8 protein-coding genes are annotated in these 20,001 nt (G+C 49.8%); 6 read left to right on the top strand and 2 right to left on the bottom strand.

The annotated features are described in order from the left end of the window. Positions 1-28: 28 nt before the first annotated feature. Positions 29-5,848, bottom strand: a complete 5,820-nt coding sequence (locus RM811_RS05385; RefSeq protein ID WP_402521553.1) for a transporter substrate-binding domain-containing protein — start codon at positions 5,846-5,848, stop codon at positions 29-31. A gap of 295 nt (positions 5,849-6,143) precedes the next feature. On the opposite strand from RM811_RS05385, the gene RM811_RS05380 reads away from it, so the two are divergent. From RM811_RS05380 to recD, 4 genes are all read left to right on the top strand, one after another. Further along, positions 6,144-6,431 carry a hypothetical protein gene (locus RM811_RS05380; RefSeq protein ID WP_402521551.1) on the top strand — a complete coding sequence of 96 codons (288 nt, stop codon included), beginning with the start codon at positions 6,144-6,146 and terminating at the stop codon, positions 6,429-6,431. 80 nt (positions 6,432-6,511) lie between these two features. Beyond that, a complete protein-coding gene (gene recC / locus RM811_RS05375) occupies positions 6,512-9,832 on the top strand; it encodes an exodeoxyribonuclease V subunit gamma (RefSeq protein ID WP_402521548.1) in 3,321 nt (1,106 codons plus the stop codon). Beyond that, a complete protein-coding gene (gene recB, locus RM811_RS05370) occupies positions 9,829-13,524 on the top strand; it encodes an exodeoxyribonuclease V subunit beta (RefSeq protein ID WP_402521546.1) in 3,696 nt (1,231 codons plus the stop codon). Before recC ends, recB begins: the two co-directional genes overlap by 4 nt. Further along, positions 13,518-15,560 (top strand): exodeoxyribonuclease V subunit alpha, encoded by a 2,043-nt coding sequence (recD, locus tag RM811_RS05365; RefSeq protein WP_402521544.1) that lies wholly within the window; start codon positions 13,518-13,520, stop codon positions 15,558-15,560. Before recB ends, recD begins: the two co-directional genes overlap by 7 nt. A gap of 63 nt (positions 15,561-15,623) precedes the next feature. On the opposite strand, the gene RM811_RS05360 is transcribed toward recD, so the two are convergent. Continuing rightward, positions 15,624-16,853, bottom strand: a complete 1,230-nt coding sequence (locus tag RM811_RS05360) for a cation:dicarboxylate symporter family transporter (protein ID WP_402521541.1) — start codon at positions 16,851-16,853, stop codon at positions 15,624-15,626. 262 nt (positions 16,854-17,115) lie between these two features. Here RM811_RS05360 and nhaC point away from each other — a divergent pair, with 262 nt between their 5' ends. After that, entirely contained in the window at positions 17,116-18,546 is a 1,431-nt protein-coding gene (nhaC, locus tag RM811_RS05355; RefSeq protein WP_402521539.1) for a Na+/H+ antiporter NhaC, read from the top strand. Between the two features lie 197 nt (positions 18,547-18,743). Then, on the top strand, positions 18,744-19,757 hold the full coding sequence (gene ansA, locus RM811_RS05350; RefSeq protein ID WP_402521537.1) for an asparaginase: 1,014 nt from the start codon (positions 18,744-18,746) through the stop codon (positions 19,755-19,757). The last annotated feature ends 244 nt before the right edge of the window (positions 19,758-20,001 follow it).

Genomic DNA, 20,001 nt, shown 5'->3' with positions numbered 1-20,001 from the left:
ATCACCCCCCTGACTCCGGGTTAACAAACTAACTTCTAACCAGGGCTTGCTTAATGGATAACAGCATGGAGTATGCCTCGTCCAAATCGTAGCTGATAACAGCCTCCTGAAAAGCCTTCAGCACTTTCTGATCAACCTGATCTTTAAGACCCTGTAATAATGATGGCAGCAGAGAAACCACCTCTACATCACCTTCGCTGAGTTTATGCTCCATATCAAGAATAAGCTTATTAAGCTCCTCTACTTCAATAGCACCTTCACCAGCAGGTTCCAGTTCTTCTTTTACCGGTGGCAAGTGTTCCAAACCTTCCATCACCTGCGCAAAAGCAAAGACAAAGGAATCCATTAAATCGCTATCAGGAATTTCCAACTGTTGACGCAAACTTTTCTCAATCTGAGAAGTCAGATCATGCAACCGTTTTGCCCCCAAATTGCCCGAAACCCCTTTCAAAGCATGCAATAACTGACCAGCTTCCTGCCATTGGCCTGTTTCCAGATACCCCTGTAATTGAACCAAATCTTCTTTTTGACCTTTATAGAAGTCCGTCAGCAACTTTTCATAGAGCGATTGATTCCCCTGCAATCGGCCAAGTCCTTCATCCACATCAATGCCGGGCAGCATCAAACAAGAAGACCGATCCATATCCTGCGCCAGATCCATAGAGTGAAGCACATCGGTTTCTCCAGCCTGCAACCAGTGGCGAACCATCTGTTTCAAAGCCTCAGGGCTCAATGGCTTGGATATATGGTCATTCATTCCGGCCTGAAGACATCGTTCGCGGTCACCCGTCATTGCATGAGCCGTCATGGCAATAATAATCAGCTTATTTTTGCCAAGTTTTCTTCGAATCATCCGGGTTGCCTGATAGCCATCCATTTCAGGCATCTGAATATCCATAAAGACCAAATCAAAATCTTCACTTCTAACCCGCTCTACCGCTTCCACACCATTCGTCACCATCACCACATCAAGACCCATTCCTTCCAGCAATTCCCGGGCTACCTGACGATTAATCTCATTATCTTCAGCCAGTAATATGCGCCCCCTGGGCATGATTTCACAGAAGCGGGCCTCTTCAATAACGGCAAGTTCCTGTGAACCCGGACGGTTCAATATTCTCAGAATGGTTTCAACCAATACAGAATGATTCACTGGCTTAATCAGAAAAGCATCCACTTCGTCAGAAGCCTTTGTCATCACTTCTTCCCGACCATAAGCAGAAACCATAATCAGCTTCGGCTCTACCGCCAGATTCAACTTATGGATACTTTCTGCCAGCTCGATACCATCAAGATCCGGCATTCTCCAATCAAGCAGAACCAGAGAAATAGCGTCCTGTTGACTGGTGTTCTTTTGTTGAAGAAGCGCCAGTGCTTCATCACCATGCCCTTTTTCCCAGGTTTCGCATCCGGATATTTTCAAATGACTGAGAAGCAACGCCCTGGCTTCGGCATTATCATCAACAACAAGAACACGAACACCCGCCAGAGACTTTTCAGACGGCTTTTCAGACAGAGCGGCCTGATGGCCAACACCCAGCTCAACAGCAAACTTGAAAACACTGCCTTTTCCTGGCTCAGACTCAACGGAAATATCACCATTCATCATCTGCACAAGGCTTTTACAGATAGCTAGCCCAAGGCCAGTGCCACCAAACTTTCGGGTGGTAGAACCATCAACCTGGGAAAATGACTGGAATAACTTGCCCTGTTGCTTCTTGCCAATCCCGATCCCCGTATCCGTTACCGAAAACTCCAGCCTGACCACATCCTCCCGGCTGGAAAGTAGCTGTACAGAAACATTAACCTCACCTTCACTGGTAAACTTCAACGCATTGTGCGTCAGATTAATCAGGATCTGCCCCAGCCTGAGGGGATCGCCTTGCAACTGCCGGGGTACCTCTGGCTGAATATCATAAGTTAAAGTAAGGCCTTTCTCTTTTGCCTTGATACTGCTGAGGTTATATACGCTGTCAAAAACACCGCCGAGGTCAAACTCAATACTTTCCATACTGAGTTTACCCGCTTCAATTCTTGAGAAATCAAGGATGTCATTAATAATACCCAGAAGATCATGGGCAGAGGTTTGGATTTTACGGACATAATCCCTTTGTTGATGGGAAAGTTTCGTCTCCTGAACCAGATGGCTCAGGCCAATAATGGCATTCATCGGGGTACGAATCTCATGACTCATATTGGCAAGAAAATCGCTCTTTGCCTGGTTCGCCTGATCCGCTACTTCTTTTGCCTTGTGCAACGTCTCTTCAGCCTGTTTACGGTCGGTAATATTCCGGCCAGAAGCAAACAGATACCCCTCCCCTTCATACTCCATATAATTGGCCGTCACTTCCACTGGAAAAACCGTTCCATCCGAGGTCTTTCTCAGGGTTTCATAGGTCATCCCTTTTCTGAGAACCAATTGCTCCCAGAGCTTTTCCCAGGAACTGCGCGTCACAGCAGGATTAATATCCATAATGGATTTCTCCATCAACTCTTCCTGAGAGAATCCCAGCGCTTTACAGGCAGACTCATTGACATACTTGTGGCTGCCATCCCTGCGGAACCAGTGAATATGGTCACCGGCACTATCAAGAGAAAAACGGGCCATGGACAGTTCCCGTTCTCTTTCTATCTGATGGGTGATGTCCACCATGGTACCGATAACCCGCATGGGCTGATCCATCTCATCCCTGAACACCACTTTGCCCTTGCTGCGAACGGTGGCATAGCTGCTGTCTTTTCTGCGTATGCGGTAAACAAACTGGAAAGATTTATCAGACGTTGCCAGTTGATGGTCAAAGAACTTAGTTGCTGATAATTTATCCTTTGGATGGATCAATCGACGCCATGCACGAATAGTCTGCAGTAACTCACCCGGCTGATAACCTAACATGGTCTGATAACGGGGACTCAAATACATCAAGTCCTGCCTGACATCCCAATCCCACAAACCGTCAGAAGCCGCATCCATCGCTAACTGATAGCGTTCTTCACTGTGTCTTAAGGCATCTTCTGCATTCTGGCGATCACGGGCGACGGCAACCAGTTCGCCCATCCGGCGCAGCAAGTCCATTTCACGGATGTACACCTGATACTTCCCGGGGATATTGATCAGACCAATGCCGCCTACCACCCGACCAAACAGCATCATGGGTGCATAGACCCCAATAGTGATCTCTAATCGATCAAGAATGGCCGCACCTTCCAGGTCACCCTTTTGCAGAACTTCATCCCGAATCAGAATATTGACCTGATCCTTCTTTACTTCTCCGTAGATATTGGAAAAGTCATGATCAAATAACGCTTCAAAGGCATCAGGGTCCGGATTGCTTCTACGGGTCCAATAATGCTCAATTCGAGCCCTCGGCTCCCAGCAAAAAATACAAACGGCTTCAGCATTGAGATAATTCCCAAGCTGACTGAGAAAATAGTTGTTAGCCTCACGAACCGGCTGATCCATAAAGTGCCTGGAAATATCACTGAGCAAACGATCCAGTTCTGAACGAACCCGAAGCCCTTCTTCCGCTTTTTCCCGATCCGCAATCTCAATGGTCAAACGACGATTCCAGTAAACAATCAGAATCAGTGTCACCAGGATCAGCACTAAACCAATAAACAACTCTTTATTTGGCCGCCACATCCCCCCCTGAATAGAGAGCCAGCTACTCTCAAGAGCCTCACGGTCCTCCGGCGTAATGGTATCAACCACTTTCTCAAGAATCTCGGCCAGCTCAGGTGAGTTATTTCTTGATGCCATGCTGAACTCATAGTTAAAGCCCGCTTCAGCGACCACCTGTAAATTGGTAATCTTCATCCGCTCAATTTCATAGCTGGCAGAGGCAAGATTGACAATCATGGCGTCAATCACACCACTGGCAACCTGATTAAGACCTCTGGCTATGTCAGGGATACTGACAAAGTGAATTCCGGGGTATTTCCTGCGAAAATTTTCATAGGTTACATAGCCCGGCGTAAAACCAACTTTCTTACCCTTGAGATGAGCCGGAGAACGGATACTTTTATCAGAAACACGGGCAAGAACCACTGCCGGCACACTGACCAGCGGCTTGGTAAAATTCAGATAGCGGCTACGCTCTTCCGTTTTTTGCAGCATCGCCACTGCATCAACCTCATGGCGATAAGCCTGACTTAATGCATCAGTCCAGACAGGATCCTGATGAAGCTGGAAGGTAATCCCAAGCCGGTCTTCCAGAAGCCTGAGATAATCAATGGCGATACCCTGCCACTGACCTTTGCTGTCGATGAAAGAGAACGGTGGCTTATTATTGTCAACCAGGACACGAATAACCGGATTTTCGCCTAGCCAGCTCCGCTCATCATCCGTTAACTCAACAACAGAACCACTTAGACGGAAATAACGATCCTGACTACTGATAACCCATCGGTTTTCTATCTGACGATATTCATCCGGTGAAATCGCCCTGAAGCCATCATTCAGAACCGGCAATAACTCACTGGAAGTGTTCTGTAAAACACCCGCACCAACGGCCTCATTCAAATTAAAGTACGGACTGGAATTAACTTCACCAACCAACCCCAGACGATGCAATGCTGAACGAACCACCACCGGCTCACCAAGAAACGCATCAATTTCACCGGCAAATAAACTATTAATGAGTTCTGATACACTGGCTCTCACCACGGGATAAGCTTCAGGAAGCCAGCGCCGGACAAACTCTTCCTGACTGGACGAGCGGATTACCCCCAGTTTTTTACCGATTAGCTCAGAACCCGGGTCATCCAGCTCGTTATTGGCCCGGAAGTATATGCGGGTATTCAGGCCATAATAAGGATTGGTCAAGGCCATCCACTGGCTCCGCTCCATGGTTGGTGATACAGCGGCAATCACATCCACCTTACCGGACTTTAAGGCAACAATACTCTCGCCCATGGGGCTGACCCTGAAGCGAACGGGCTTGCCGGTCTTTTCTGACCATAAATTCCAGATATCAACGAACAGGCCGGAGGGTTTTCCCAGGGCATTAATAAAAGAGAGTGGGGCAAGACCTGCATCCAGAGCCACTGTCAGGCTTTCCTGGCTGCCAGGGGTAAGTCGAAACCAGTCCTCAAGAATCTCAGACCTCTCCTTGTCCGTCACCTTAGCCATACCTGCTTCCACCATAGCCACAAGTTCGGGTCGACCGGGAGCCGTCAGGGCTTTCACTTCAGATGGCTTCAGGGGTGTTTGCATCATCTGATACTCATCATCAGCCCCAAAATTTGCCAGATAATATTGTAAGCCTACCGGCCCCCCCAGGATGGCATCCACGCTGCCTTTGGTTGCCGCATCGACCATGGATGGATAAGAAAGAAAAGGAACGGCCAACGTCTTTTCATTCAACAGCTCTAATCTCGGGTAACCGTTGAAACCCTTGATATAACCTATCCTGAGGCTATCCAGCGCTGCAGAAAAACTATCGACCTGATGACTTTTCCCGACAAACAACACCGGTGTAAACGTATAGATAATCGCCCCACTTGAACGCTTAAACAGCTCCTCGTGCCCCGGGGGAACATAAGCCAGCAAATCAACTTCTGAACGCTCAAACTGCTTCTGAATTTGATCCCGTGTGGACGCTACAAACTGTATTGAAATATCATTTTTTTGCGCCCAAAGCTGCCAGAGATCAAGTATCAGACCATCAGGCTGGCCCTGATCATTGTCAAACATCCAGGGGGCATCATCGGTAAAATAGGCAATTCTGACGGGCTTTTTACCACTTGCGGCGTAAAGGCCATCGCTGACAAATAACATCAGCAGAAAAAACAGGAGGTATAGAAACGTCCATGAATTTGGTCGGGAATAACGGCTCAGTGCGAAGGGCATAGTAATTCGAAATAAGTCAGGGAACCGGAAAAACCGGGCTATATTACCCTGAAACGAGGCAATCACCTATTAAGGAATTGCCCCTTTAAGAACTTCCCCATTTCAACGAACGTTGCCCGCCGCCCGATGCCCAAAAAAGCAGGTTTCGCTTGTGCTTTGCGGGCAACGGGGAGCGGACAACGGCCTTAACAAGTTTCAGTAAAATGCAGATCTTATTTCGGAACAATTCCTGAAGAGAGGGAAAATTCGGTTATTTGCTAGAATAACAAGGACAATAACTAATCAGGTGGAAACTATGGAAAGCGAACAATTATCAATGAGACAGGTTGATGCCAGCAAAAAAGCCATTGCTCAGGCCAGGTCATTGATGGATTCAATGAAATCATTGAAGAAAAAATTGCATTTAAGTGATGGCTGCGGCCAGCGCTTCCTGCAAAAAACCCACCCGGACCTGGCACTGTTACAAAAAGCTGAACAGGAGATTGCTGCGCAATACAGTGGTACACCCACAGATAGTCAAAAGAACAACACCAGGAATAAAACAAAATTACTGAACAATCTGTCCCGTCACGACCAAATCTGATATCCATCAATCCCTGTTGACAGCATGATGGATAGCACCGACAGTAGCCTTTATCTGCAGGCTACTGGCGACCCCCTCCCGTGCTCACCATCTATCATTCAAACCATCTGGACGTACTTAAGGATCTACTGGTAGAACTTATTCGCCAGAACCCACCGGCCAATCCCCTCGAAGATGAACAGATCCTGGTGCAAAGCCCCGGAATGGCTCAGTGGCTAAGACTTGAGCTGGCAAAAGGACTGGGGATTGCGGCCGGCATCAATTTTCCGCTTCCCGCCAGTTTTCTCTGGCAGATGTATACCCTTGTTCTTCCTGATGTGCCGGCCCGGTCAGCCTTTAACAAGGAATCCATGACCTGGAAGCTTATGGATTTGCTGGACTCAATGAAGACAGAGCCTGATTTTGCGCCCCTGGCCCAATATCTGGCCAACGATGATGATGACATTCGGAAATTCCAGCTTTCCGGAAAGATTGCGGATATTTTCGACCAGTACCTGGTCTATCGCCCAGACTGGGTTATTGATTGGGAGCAGGATAAAGACACCGCACTGATTGCGGCAGAACAGCCCTGGCAACCAAAACTGTGGCGGGCACTGGTAGCGAGAACCGCCGAACGGGGTCAATCGCCCTGGCACCGGGCTAATATGCACAGCCGGTTTATCCAAACCATGGCGGAAAGCGCCAAAGTTAGCGAGATACCATCACGACTGTTTGTTTTTGGTATCTCCGCCCTGCCACCACACTTTATCGAATCCCTTGAAGCGCTGGCGCTGCATACTGATGTCCACCTGATGGTCAGCAACCCCTGCCAGCACTACTGGGGCGACGAACGGGATCCAAAATTCATTCGCAAACTGGCCGCACGGAAATTACTCAACCAGCATAACCAGACACCTTCCGATAAAGGCTGGTTCAGTAAATCCGGCCTTTCCCTGGATAACCTTGATGCCATTGGCAATCCTCTGCTGGGTTCCATGGGCAAACTGGGTCGGGATTACTTCCACCAGCTCCACAGCCTTGATGCATTTGATGTGGATGTCTTCGTGGATGATTATACCGACACCGTTCTGGGTGCACTGCAACGGGATATTTTTGAACTTCATGACCGAACGGCGCCCGGACAACAAACACCACTCAAGCCTGACCCATCCCTGCAGGTTCACCGTTGCCACAGCCCGTTAAGAGAAGTTGAAATCCTCCACGATCGTTTACTGGACATGTTCGATCAGGATCCGGAACTGACACCCAAAGATATCGTAATCATGCTGCCGGACATTGACAGTTATGCCCCCTGGATACGGGCCGTTTTTGGCAGTATTGATGATCAGCGCCGTATTCCCTTCGCCATTTCTGATATCAGTGCCCAGAGCGAACACCCGATACTCTCGGCCCTGCTAAAACTGCTGGTGCTGGATAACAGTCGCTGCTCCGCCCCCGAGCTGATGGAGCTATTAGAAGTACCGGCCATTCAAAACCGCTTCAAACTAAAGGCTGCCGATTTGGATATTCTCCGCCAGTGGACCCAGGATTCCGGTATTCGCTGGGGGCTGACGCCAGCTCATCAGGCGCATTTTGACTTACCGGAGCTTAACGCAAACTCCTGGCTGTTTGGCATCCGTCGTATGCTGCTGGGGTATGCCATGCCGGAAAGCACGGGAGTCTACCAGGGCGTTTTACCACTGGACGCAGTACAGGGAATGAATGCTGCCCTGGCGGGTTATCTGGCCAGCTTTGTCAGTGCTGCCGGACAACTGATCGCAGAACTGGACACCGATCGCAATATTGATGAATGGATCCAGTTTACCAACGCTCTGCTGGAACAGTTTTTTGATACCGCATCTCTGGAATCCTCCGAAAGTGATGAGTCCGCCCTGAAACTGGTCCGGGACACCCTGGCGCATCTCTATGAGCAGCTTCAGGAAGCCGGTTATAACCAGCCCCTCTCACGAACCGTCTTTATCAGTTACCTGTCAGACCGACTGTCTCAGCAACGCAGCAGCCAGCGTTTTCTGGCCGGTCAGGTTAACTTCTGCACCCTGATGCCCATGCGCTCCATCCCGTTTAAAGTGGTGTGCCTGCTGGGTATGAACGATGGCGCTTATCCCCGGAGTATTGCCCCCGCCGGATTTGACCTGATTGCCCGCCATGGCCGCCGTGGTGACCGGTCCCGCCGGGAAGATGACCGCTATCTGTTTCTGGAAGCCCTGCTATCTGCCCAGAACACACTCTACATCAGCTATATTGGACGACGCATTCAGGATAACAGTGAAAGAATCCCATCCGTACTGGTCACCGAGCTGCTCAATTACTGTGAGCAGGGATTTGCCTTAACACCCGAACAACTGCTCACGGAACATCCCCTGCAAGCGTTCAGCCCCGGTCACTTTTTGCCGGATACGTCACAACAGGCTCTATTCAGCTATATCCATGAATGGCTACCCGCCGCCGTTCGGGATGAACTCCCCCCTGCTCCATTCTTAACCGAGCCATTGCCTGAGCCGGAGGGTTTTAATAAAGAGTCTGTAGAACTGGCGGAGCTACTGCGGTTTTTCAGCAACCCTTGCCGGTACTTTTTCAACCGCCGGTTAAAAGTCTATTTTTCCGTGCAGGATCAGGCACTGGAAGATACCGAAACCTTTGCCATGGGGCCGCTGGAAAATTATCAACTGAAAAATGAACTGCTCAACAGTCTTATTTCCCGTGAAGACCAGGGCACTCTGACCCATCGACTGCAATCCAGAGGCGACCTGCCTCACTCAGCCTTTGGCCGTTTACTGCTGGAAGAACAGATGGTCAGCCTGACGCTTATGGCTGACAAACTGCAAATAGCTACAGAGCAGGAACGACCGGATCAGGAAGTCAATCTGCTGATTAATGGTCACCATGGCAAGATTACCAATATTCAGATAACCGGCTGGCTGAAAGGACAGCACTCTGGCGGTATGGTTCGTTACCGTCCAGCCCGTTTCAAGGGAAAAGACCTGATCAGAAACTGGATTGAACACCTTTGTCTGTCCATGACCAACAACCCGGGCATCACAAAAATCTTTGATCTGGAAAATGAATGGTGTCTGCCAGTCATTGCCCCTGATAAAGCAGAACAGCACCTGGCAACTCTGGTGCATTATTACCACCTCGGGCAGACCAAACCCCTTGCCTGGTTTCCGGAAACCGCCTTCAGCTGGCTTAAAGCAGACCCGGATAATGATCCTGACAAAGCGGAACAGGCCGCGGAAAAAACGTTTGCCGGTGATGGGTTCTACAACATGGGAGAAAACAGTGACGAGTACATCCAGCGGGTCTATCCCGAACTGACACTACCCGCCCTGGCAGAAATGACCAGCCTGACCCCGGAAATCCTTACCCCTGCCTTCAGCCATCTTCAGGAGGCAGAACAGTGAGCGAGCAACCATTGACCGACGATACCACGGTACGATTCCCGGAAACCCTGGATCCCCATGCCCTGCCCCTCCATGGTGTGCGCCTGATTGAGGCCAGTGCCGGCACCGGTAAAACCTATACCATCGCCAACCTGTACCTGCGTATTCTGCTGGGCCATGGCAGTGAACCAACACGCCATGAGACCCCGCTGAACGTTGACCAGATTCTGGTGGTGACCTTTACCGAAGCCGCCACCGGTGAGTTGCGCGACCGTATCCGTGCCCGTATCCATCAGACCCGGGAAGCCTTTATTGCCGGTGAGTCCAAAGATCCGTTCATCCACCAGCTGATTCAGGACATGGACCAACGGGAGCACTGCATCGACAAGCTGTTGTTGGCAGAACAGCAGATGGATGAAGCCGCCGTTTTCACCATCCATGGCTTTTGCCAGCGGATGCTGAAACAGCATGCGTTTGAAAGCGGCACCCTGTTTTCCAGCGATCTGGTGACGGATATAGAGCCCATGTTGCAGCTGTGCGCTGCCGATTACTGGCGTCGCTCGTTTTATCTGCTGGATAAACCGCTGGTGAAACTGGTGCGATCTATCTGGAAAACCCCCGGCGACCTTCTGCAACACCTGAGAAGCTGGATCGGTTTATCAGAACTGACGCTGGCCGGTGATACCGTGCCGGATTCCATGGATGCCTTTCAACAGCAATACCTGCAACCCGCCATGGAACTGAAACAGTTATGGGGGGAAAACCGCCTTGAACTGGAAGATATGATCCTGAACTGCGGACTGGGTAAAAGAAGCAAACCCCTCAACCGTCTCAATGAAATGGCCGCGTTCATCGATGCTGAGGACCTGATCCCAAGACTCAACAAAGGCAAGGAAGGCTGGGAAATATACAGCTCAGAGATCGTTGCAAAGAGTCTGACTAAAGCAGGCAAGATGCCGGAGCACCCAATATTCGGGAAGATCGATGAATTCCTGTCCCTGCCTCACACGCTGGAAGAGAGCCTCAAAGGGTTTATCACCAGAGATGCACTCATCCATATCAAAAAACAGTTAAAACAACTGAAGGACAGCCACTACCAGCTGTCATTTGATGACCTGCTGACCAATCTGGCCGCCGCCCTGTTTGCCGGAGAACCAGGAAACGACGGTTATAATGGTGAACTGCTGGCCCAGGCCATTCGTGGCCAGTTCCGTATCGCCATGATCGATGAGTTTCAGGATACCGATCCATTGCAATACCGGATTTTCAATAAAATCTATATGGAAGGGGGCGACCCGGGTATCGGCCTGTTTATGATCGGAGACCCCAAACAGGCAATTTATGCCTTTCGGGGGGCGGATATTTTCACCTACATGACTGCACGGGAGCAGGTTCACAGCCACTACACCCTGGGTACTAACTGGCGTTCCAGTGATGCCATGGTCTCCGCCGTGAACACTGTATTTCAACAGTCTGATTCACCCTTTATCTACAACGACAGCATTCCTTTTGCCCCCGTGCTTCCCTCACCGGGCTCTACCGGCAAGCGCCTTTATGTTGGCGGGGAAGCGGCACCGTCCATGACGCTCTGGCTACAGCAGGTCGATGATAGCCCAACCGTGAACAGTGACCGTTATCTGGAGACCATGAGCCAGGCCACAGCAACGGAAATCAACCGTCTGCTGACGGCCGCCGACAAGGACCATTGCTTTATTGACGACAATGGCAAAAAACAACGGTTGCAGCCGGGGGATATTGCCATACTGGTGCGCAGTGGCCGTCATGGTAAAAAAGTCAGGGAGGCACTGGCAGCGCAGAATATTCCCAGCATTTACATGAGCAACCAGGACTCGGTATTTACCTGTCAGGAAGCCAGAGACCTGGAAAAAATCTTACAGGCCTGCCTGCACCCCACCAGCGAACGAATGCTGAAAGCGGCACTGGCCACCCCCCTGTTCCACCTGGACGCCCCAACCCTGGAAGCCTTGAATGTGGACGAACAGGCCTGGGAAGAAGCGGTAGAAGAATTTACCGGTTTTAACACCACCTGGTTCAGCAAAGGTCTGCTACCAATGTTGCGGCAGCTTATTTTCCAGCGAAACATAGCCGAACGCCTGCTGGCCCTGCCCAACGGCGAACGGCGTTTAACCGATCTATTACATCTCGGTGAGCTACTGGCCGTGGCCAGCATGGAACAACAGGTACCCTCTGCCCTGGCCCGATGGTTTTCCGAACAGGTAACCCGCCCCAACAACAATGCGGATGACCAGCAGCTTCATCTGGAAAGTGAACGGAACCTGGTAAAAATCATCACTATCCATAAATCGAAGGGACTCGAATATAAGGTGGTGTTTATCCCCTTTATCTGCCATCTGCGTAAAACGGATTCACCGCTTTATCACGACCCCGAAACCCATGAGACCACCCTGTCCCTGATCCGCTCTGATGAAGCCCTGGGCTTCGCCGAAAAAGAGCGACTGGCCGAAGACCTGCGCTTGCTATATGTGGCACTGACCCGGTCGGTTTACTGCTGCTACCTTGGCATGGCACCCTTTAAATCCGGCAAGGCTACCAAAGATGGCAAGACTCAATTGCATCAAACCGCCATTGGCTATCTGCTGAATAAGGGGGAGGAAATCTTGAGTCCGAACCTTGGCCCACTGCTGGAAGCCGTTTCCGAAGCCTGCGCAAACCAGCAGATTATTATTGCAGCGCCCCCTGAAGATTCACTGCCGTCTTATCAACCGTTAACCTCACAGGATACCGGGTTAAGCGCCAGAGCCTTCGCTGGAAACATTGAGAATAACTGGTGGACCACCAGTTATTCCGCCCTGTCGCGCCACTCTTTTTCTGATGAGAGGTCTGACAAAACTTCAGATGCCAGTATTGAGAGCCCCGGATTCGATATCGATACCATCAATGAATCCACCACCGTGACCAGTGAGGAAGAAACCGACCCATTCAGCCTGTTTAATTTCCCGAAAGGCGCTCATCCCGGTACCTTCATGCATACCCTGTTTGAAGAGATGGATCTGGATCAGGTTCGTGCAGGCAACCATGATCTCTACCTGGACAGCTATGTGCTAGAACAACTGACCCGGGCGGGCTACGGCGCAGAGTGGCTGAGTGCCATCAAAGGCATGTTATTAAACTGCCTGACGGCCCCCCTTGATGGTGCTGACCTGCGCCTGCTGGATTTACCCGATTCCGCTCGCCGGGTCGAAATGGAGTTCTATTTACCCATTGAGCATCTGGATGCCCGACATTTGAACCAGCTGATTTCAGCCCATGACCCGTTGAGCGAAAAAGCAGGCTCACTGCAGTTTCGCCCCATGAAAGGCATGCTGAAAGGATTTATCGATTTAACCTTTGAACACCAGGGGCGCTGGTATGTTCTGGATTACAAATCCAACTGGCTGGGCAGCAAGGCCAGTGACTATGACCGGGAAGCCATGACAGCGGTGATGGTGGAGCACCGTTATGATCTCCAGTACCAGCTCTACTCCCTGGCCCTGCACCGGTTACTCAGACAGCGCTTGCCGGGTTATGACTTTGAACAGCACTTTGGCGGTGTCATTTATCTGTTTCTCCGTGGCGTTCAGGCTGATGACCCACGTCAGCATGGCATATTCAATCACAAACCTTCTTACCCGCTTATTGACAGTATTGATCAGCTATTCACTGGCGAACTCAGGGAGCCTGCGGCATGTTGAAACGATTACAGGCACTGGAACAGCAGAACATTATCCGCCCCCTGGATTACCAGTTCGCCACACTGATGCACTCCATGCATCCTGACCCGCTGTTAGCCCTTGTGGCAGCCCAGGTCAGTTATGAGTTGGGTCGGGGTAATGTCTGCATGATGATTAACCCATCTTCAGATCTCACGCTATTCGGTCTGGATACTGCAGAAAACAGCCTGCTTATTGATACCTGCGGTGTTGCCAAAACTGACTGGCCAGACTACCTGCAAAATATCCCCCTGATTGGTGATGGCTCTGAACCATCACCACTGGTATGGGATCATAACCGGCTTTATCTCTATCGCTACTGGCAGTACGAAAAGAAGGTGGCTGATTTCCTGCAGCAACAAAGCCCGGCGCCATTGAATAATGAGGCTGCACGGTCGATTCTGACCCGACTGTTTCAGAGAGATTATGACTTTGTGTTAAGTCAATGCCGGGGCAAACCAGACGCAGCCCTGACTGCAGAACTGCGTAAATGGCTGGATATTGAGCCGGACAGCAACCTTGACTGGCCAGCAATTATCAGTGCTGTAAAGGATGTGCTGAAGAGTGTACTGAATAACCATCAGCCTGTTCATGTACTGGATCAACTTATTCCGGAATCCAGTTGTTTAAACTGGCAAAAAGTGGCTGCTGCCCTGGCTGCCAGTCGTTCTTTTTCCGTTATCAGTGGAGGCCCCGGCACCGGTAAAACCACCACGGTTACCCGACTACTGGCACTGCTGACCGAACTGGGCCTGACCACCAACACGCCACCGGATATCAAACTGGTGGCTCCCACGGGCAAGGCCGCTGCCCGACTGACGGAATCCATCGGTGGCGCATTATCCAGACTTAACTGCACTGAGGAAGTCCGTAAGCGCATGCCAACCCAGGCGGGAACACTCCACCGCCTGCTGGGGGTGTTACCGGGGAAGACAGGATTTATTCACAATAAAAACAACCGGTTGCACCTGGATATTCTGGTAGTGGATGAAGCCTCCATGATCGACCTGCCAATGATGAGTCATCTACTGGATGCCCTGCCCAACCATGCCCGGCTGATCCTTCTGGGTGACCGGGATCAGTTGTCCTCGGTAGAGGCTGGCAGCGTTCTGGGCGATATCTGTGCGGCGGCAAGCTCCGGTTATTCTGAAAGCCAGATATCTCTGCTGGAAGCACTTACCGGGCAATCACTAAAAGCGGCAGAAACACTGTCAGATAGAGAAGCCTCTATTGATAACAGGGTCTCAGACAGCCTCTGTCTGCTTCGAAAAAGCTATCGTTTTGATGCCCTTTCCGGTATCGGTAGCCTGGCAAAAGCCATCAACAGTGGCCAGGATACTGCTCTGAGAACCCTCTTTACTTCAGGTTTTCAGGATATCGAGCTTTACCCGGTAACCCGGGATTCAGGTTTTCAGCCACTGATTCAGCAATGCGTTGAAGGCTATCGCAATTACCTGACGCTCATCAGGGAGCAGTCAGATAAACAATCCATTCTTAACGCCTTTAACCAGTTTCAGCTCCTTTGTGCCTTACGGGAAGGACCTTATGGTGTTTCTGGTCTGAATCAAGAAATTCAAAAGGCACTGCAACAAAAAGGGCTGCTTGATGTAAGCGGGCAGTGGTATGAGGGTCGCCCGATCCTGATCACCAGAAATGACCACGGCCTTGGGCTCTACAATGGCGATATCGGCATTACCATCAAAGATTCCGAAGGCAGGTTAAAGGTAGCCTTTGAGCTGCCTGACCAACAAATCCGGGAAATTCTGCCCAGCCGGCTGCCAGAACATGAAACCGTCTTTGCCATGACCATTCATAAGAGTCAGGGTTCTGAGTTTGCCCATGTGGTGATGGTGTTACCCGACAAACACAGCCCTGTCATCACACGAGAGCTGGTTTACACGGGGATCACCCGGGCGAAGAGCAGACTGACGGTATTCTCTGAGATGGATATTCTGGTTAAGGCTGCAAACTCACCGACTCGCCGGGCATCAGGTCTTTACCAGCGGTTAACCCGCTGAATCGAAACATCTACTTCTCACATTGCATGATTGGGAAGTAGATGTTTTATCAATGAAACATGCTCAGGCAATACTGTTTTCTGGCTCGGGATCCTCATTACTATCATCATCATCACCATTCAGGCCCAGACACTGGCATATTCTGGAGAAAACGATCGCAAAAGCACCATTCCCACTGACATTGATCGCGGTACCAAAAGGATCAAAAATCATATAAACAGCGGTAATCAAACCCAGCATCTCGTCAGAGAAACCCATCAGACTCTGCAAGATGGGTCCAACAACAAGAATCACACCGCCCGGAACAGCAGCCACTGAAAATTTGGCCAGTGCGTAATAGAAGGCAAATATGGCAAAGCTTTGCAGATCGGGAATAGGCAAATTAAAGGTATTTAGTGTCACCAAAGCCAGAATAGTGAGGCCAATGGCACTCCCAATGGTATGAATATTGATGGTGGCAGGAACAATGGTTCTTGCCATGATCGGATTACTGATATTTTTTTCAGTACTTTCTATCAGGACCGGCATACTGGCAGCACTGGATACAGTACTGAATCCGGTTAGCCATGCGGGAAATACATTGCCCACATAAGTAATAAAAGTCCTGAAAGATAACCTTGCGGCCACAAAAAAGTAAATAAAGAGATAGGTGAGCTGAGAAACGATAACCAGTAGCAAAATCGGACCATAGGCGGTAATGGCCTGACTCAATATCCCATCAGCATGTAACTTGAAAGCAAAACCCAGAATAAAGAAAGGAAGTACAGGTATGAAGATATGTTTGAGAAACCAGCCGGAAACCTCACTGGCCTTAAAGGAAGCCTCCCGTAAAGACTGAATATCGAGCAGATTAACAACCATTCCTGCAATAAACCCGACAATCAGCGCATTCATATTGGTAAATAACGGTGGCAGATCAAACAGCCACATGGTGGTTAAACCGCTACCATCAATGCCATCCAGAGATATAGGCATGGAAATAATAGGCACCATAATACTGCCAATAGTATATCCTGTGAAAATGGCAGTGACATTGGAAGCAAAAACCGTGGTAATCAGCAGAAGGGTAAACAGCAGGGCGTTCTTTCCCATCCTGGCAAGGCAGGTCACCACAAAGCTGAAAACAATAAAGGGAAGCACAAAAACCAAAAGAGACTTAATGGTGAGACTCAGGGAGTAAAAAAAAGATTTAACATCGTAGCTCACCCAGGGTTCAGCAAGAAAGGGGATACACAGCACAACCATAAGCATTGCTGGTAGTTTGATTTTGGCAAGATGCTCAATAAGCTTCACGATTTTTCCCTTCCATAGTAATCAGACTGACTGTGGTCAAAACATAGTCTTTTTTCCTGTTTCGTCAAAATGTGACAGATATCTCACCCTGACTTTCACAAAGTTGATCAAATAGTGTCCCATCGCATTATTTCTCACTTTTCTAAAGAGAACGTAAGGAAACACCGCCATTTTCTGACATAGATCAAAAAACATACTTACCAAACCGTTAGGATACGCCCCCAACTGATTGATTAAATTAATAAACCCTCGGAGTTCATTTATGGCGCAGAAGATCAAGCTACCGTCTATGGGACAAGTGTCCCTGGTATTAGGCACCTTTCTGGTTCTCGCATTTTCGTTTACCGCCAAACTGAACCTTCCCATTCAATTGGCACTCTGTATCGGCTGGTTCCTGGCCATGGGACTTGGCGTCAAGCTGGGCCACAAATACAAAGACCTGGAAGCCGCCGCCGCTGAAGGTATCTTCAAAGGCACCGGAGCCATTCTGATTCTGCTTGCCGTAGGCGCACTGGTCGGCACCTGGATTGCCGGTGGTATCGTACCCTCCATCATTTATTACGGTTTGATGACCATTCACCCATCCGTCTTCCTGCTGGCTACCATGGTGATCTGTTCCATGACGGCTCTGGCTACGGGTACCTCCTGGGGTGCTGCCGGTACTGCAGGTATCGCCATGATGGGTATTGGCCAGGGTCTGGGCGTTCCTGCTCCTGTCACTGCCGGTGCCATTCTGTCCGGTGTTTACTTTGGTGACAAACTGTCACCCCTGTCTGACAGTGTTATCCTTGCTTCCTCCATGTCAGAAGTAGAGATCGTTGACCATATCAAGGGCATGCTGCCAATCAGCTTGACAGCCTATGTTCTGACCGCCATAGCCTTTACTATTTACGGCTTCCAGTTTGGTGGCAACGCCGATATGGCCCAGGTTCAGCAAGTGATGAATCTGATGAACGAAAACTTCAGTATCTCCTTCATGGCTTTTGTACCCGTTATCATTGTCCTGCTTTTACTGTCCAGGAAATTCCCATCCTATCCGGTCATTATGTTCGGTGCCGCACTGGGCATGGTATGGGCTGTTCTGTTTCAGGATCGTACGCCAGTTGAAGCCATGAACGCTCTGTGGGCACCTCTGGCAGTTGACTCCGGTAATGCCTTCCTGGATAACATCCTGAACCGTGGTGGTATGGTCAACATGCTGGGTTCCGTTGCTGTGATCATCTTCGGCCTTGGCTTTGGTGGCCTGCTGGATAAAGTCGGCATTCTGGAAACCATCGCCCATCAGTTTGAGAACCGCATCACCAACGAAGGCAACCTGACTGTTTACACCATTGTCACCGCATTCCTGGCCAACGTATTTGGTTCTGCCATGTACGTTTCCCTGATCCTGACACCAAAAATCATGGCGGGTAACTACGACCGTATGGGCGTTGACCGCCGTATGCTGTCTCGTAGCGCCGAGTTCGGTGGCACTCTGACTTCCGGTATGGTGCCATGGTCTGATAACGGTATCTTCATGGCTGGTCTGCTGGGTGTATCTACCTTTGCTTATGTACCTTATATGTGGATGAGCTTTATCAGTATTGGTCTCGTTATCGCTTTCGCTTACATGGGTAAATTCCGCCCTACCGATGGCAAGTATGTAAAGAAGGCAGAAGATCAGGCTGTTCAGGGCCAGATGGCTACTGCCTGATTACTCACTGATAGATGAATCTCTATGCCGCCCCATTTATTAAATTGAAGGGGGCGGTTTTTTTTTCAGCCTCTGCCTCAGATCAACCAGAGTGATTTGTCGAAGGGATAGACTTGATAAAAGTCCATGACCCAATGACAATCGCCGTTTATATCAGGCGACAGGCTGCTTCTTGAAAAAGAGCAGGGAACAAAAGTATGAGCAAGAAAATCTACGTTGCTTACACCGGTGGAACCATTGGCATGCGCCCTTCGGAGTCCGGTTATGTACCCGGTGACAATCTGATGGGACTGCTGGAAGAAAAGCTCCCTCCCGAAATGATGGCCAACCTGCCAGAGTTCGAACTCTATGAGTACCCGCAACTGATTGACTCCAGTAATATCCGTCCGGACAACTGGAAACAGATCGCCTCCGATATCGCCAGTCGTTATGAACAGTTTGACGGGTTCGTCGTCCTGCACGGTACCGATACCATGGCTTATTCCTGCAGCATGATCTCCTTTATGCTGCAAAACCTGCAAAAGCCAGTCATTTTTACCGGCTCCCAGATCCCGCTTTGTGAAGCCCGGACTGATGGTCTGGAAAATCTGGTTGGCGCCCTGACCATGGCCGCTGATGATCGAATCAAAGAGGTTTGTCTGTATTTCAACGGCCGTCTGCTGCGAGGAAACCGTTCACGTAAATTGAACGCCTACCTGTTTGATGCCTTTGACAGTCCGAACTATCCGTGGCTGGGCCGTGCGGATATCCACGTTGAACTCAATGAAACTCTGCTGTGGCAACCAAAAGGTAAAGAGAAGTTTCAACTGGAATGCGATTCGGAAACCCATGTTGGAATTCTGCAGCTATTCCCGGGTATTAATGCCCAGTGGATGGAGTCTGCCCTCAACCAGCCTATGGATGCCTTTATCCTGCGTACTTATGGTACCGGTAATGGTCCGGATGCTGATCATGCCCTGCTGGACACCTTTGCCAAGGCTACCGGAGAAGGCAAATTGATTGTAAACCTTACCCAGTGCCACCGTGGCACCGTCCACCAGGGTTGTTATGCAGCGGGTTCCGCTCTGGCTAAGACGGGGATTGTTGGGGGGCTTGATACCACCACAGAAGCGATGTTCTGTAAGCTGCATCACCTCTATTCTCTGGGTATGAGCACAGAAGAGGTGAAGGCAATGCTCAGCGTTAGCCTCGCGGGTGAAGTCTCTATCTGATTTTTTTATTCTCCCCCCCGACTATCGAACCAGGCTACTGAGATGAATGACCTTGAGTCATTCATCTCAGGATATTAACGTTTTAAAAGTGCCTCCAGAAAAGCTAAGTAGTTAACCAAATGAAATCATATATTCCTGACCGAACTGATCAAACACTCGTTTAACTTCAGCTTCAAAAGCCGCAAAGTTCATTATTTCAAAGAGGTTCAGCCATTCATACTTCACCTTCTCCCACAGCTTCTCT

The sequence above is a fragment of the Endozoicomonas sp. genome (assembly GCF_031844845.1).
GTDB lineage: Bacteria > Pseudomonadota > Gammaproteobacteria > Pseudomonadales > Endozoicomonadaceae > Endozoicomonas.
This window is presented reverse-complemented; position numbering and strand designations above follow the sequence as displayed.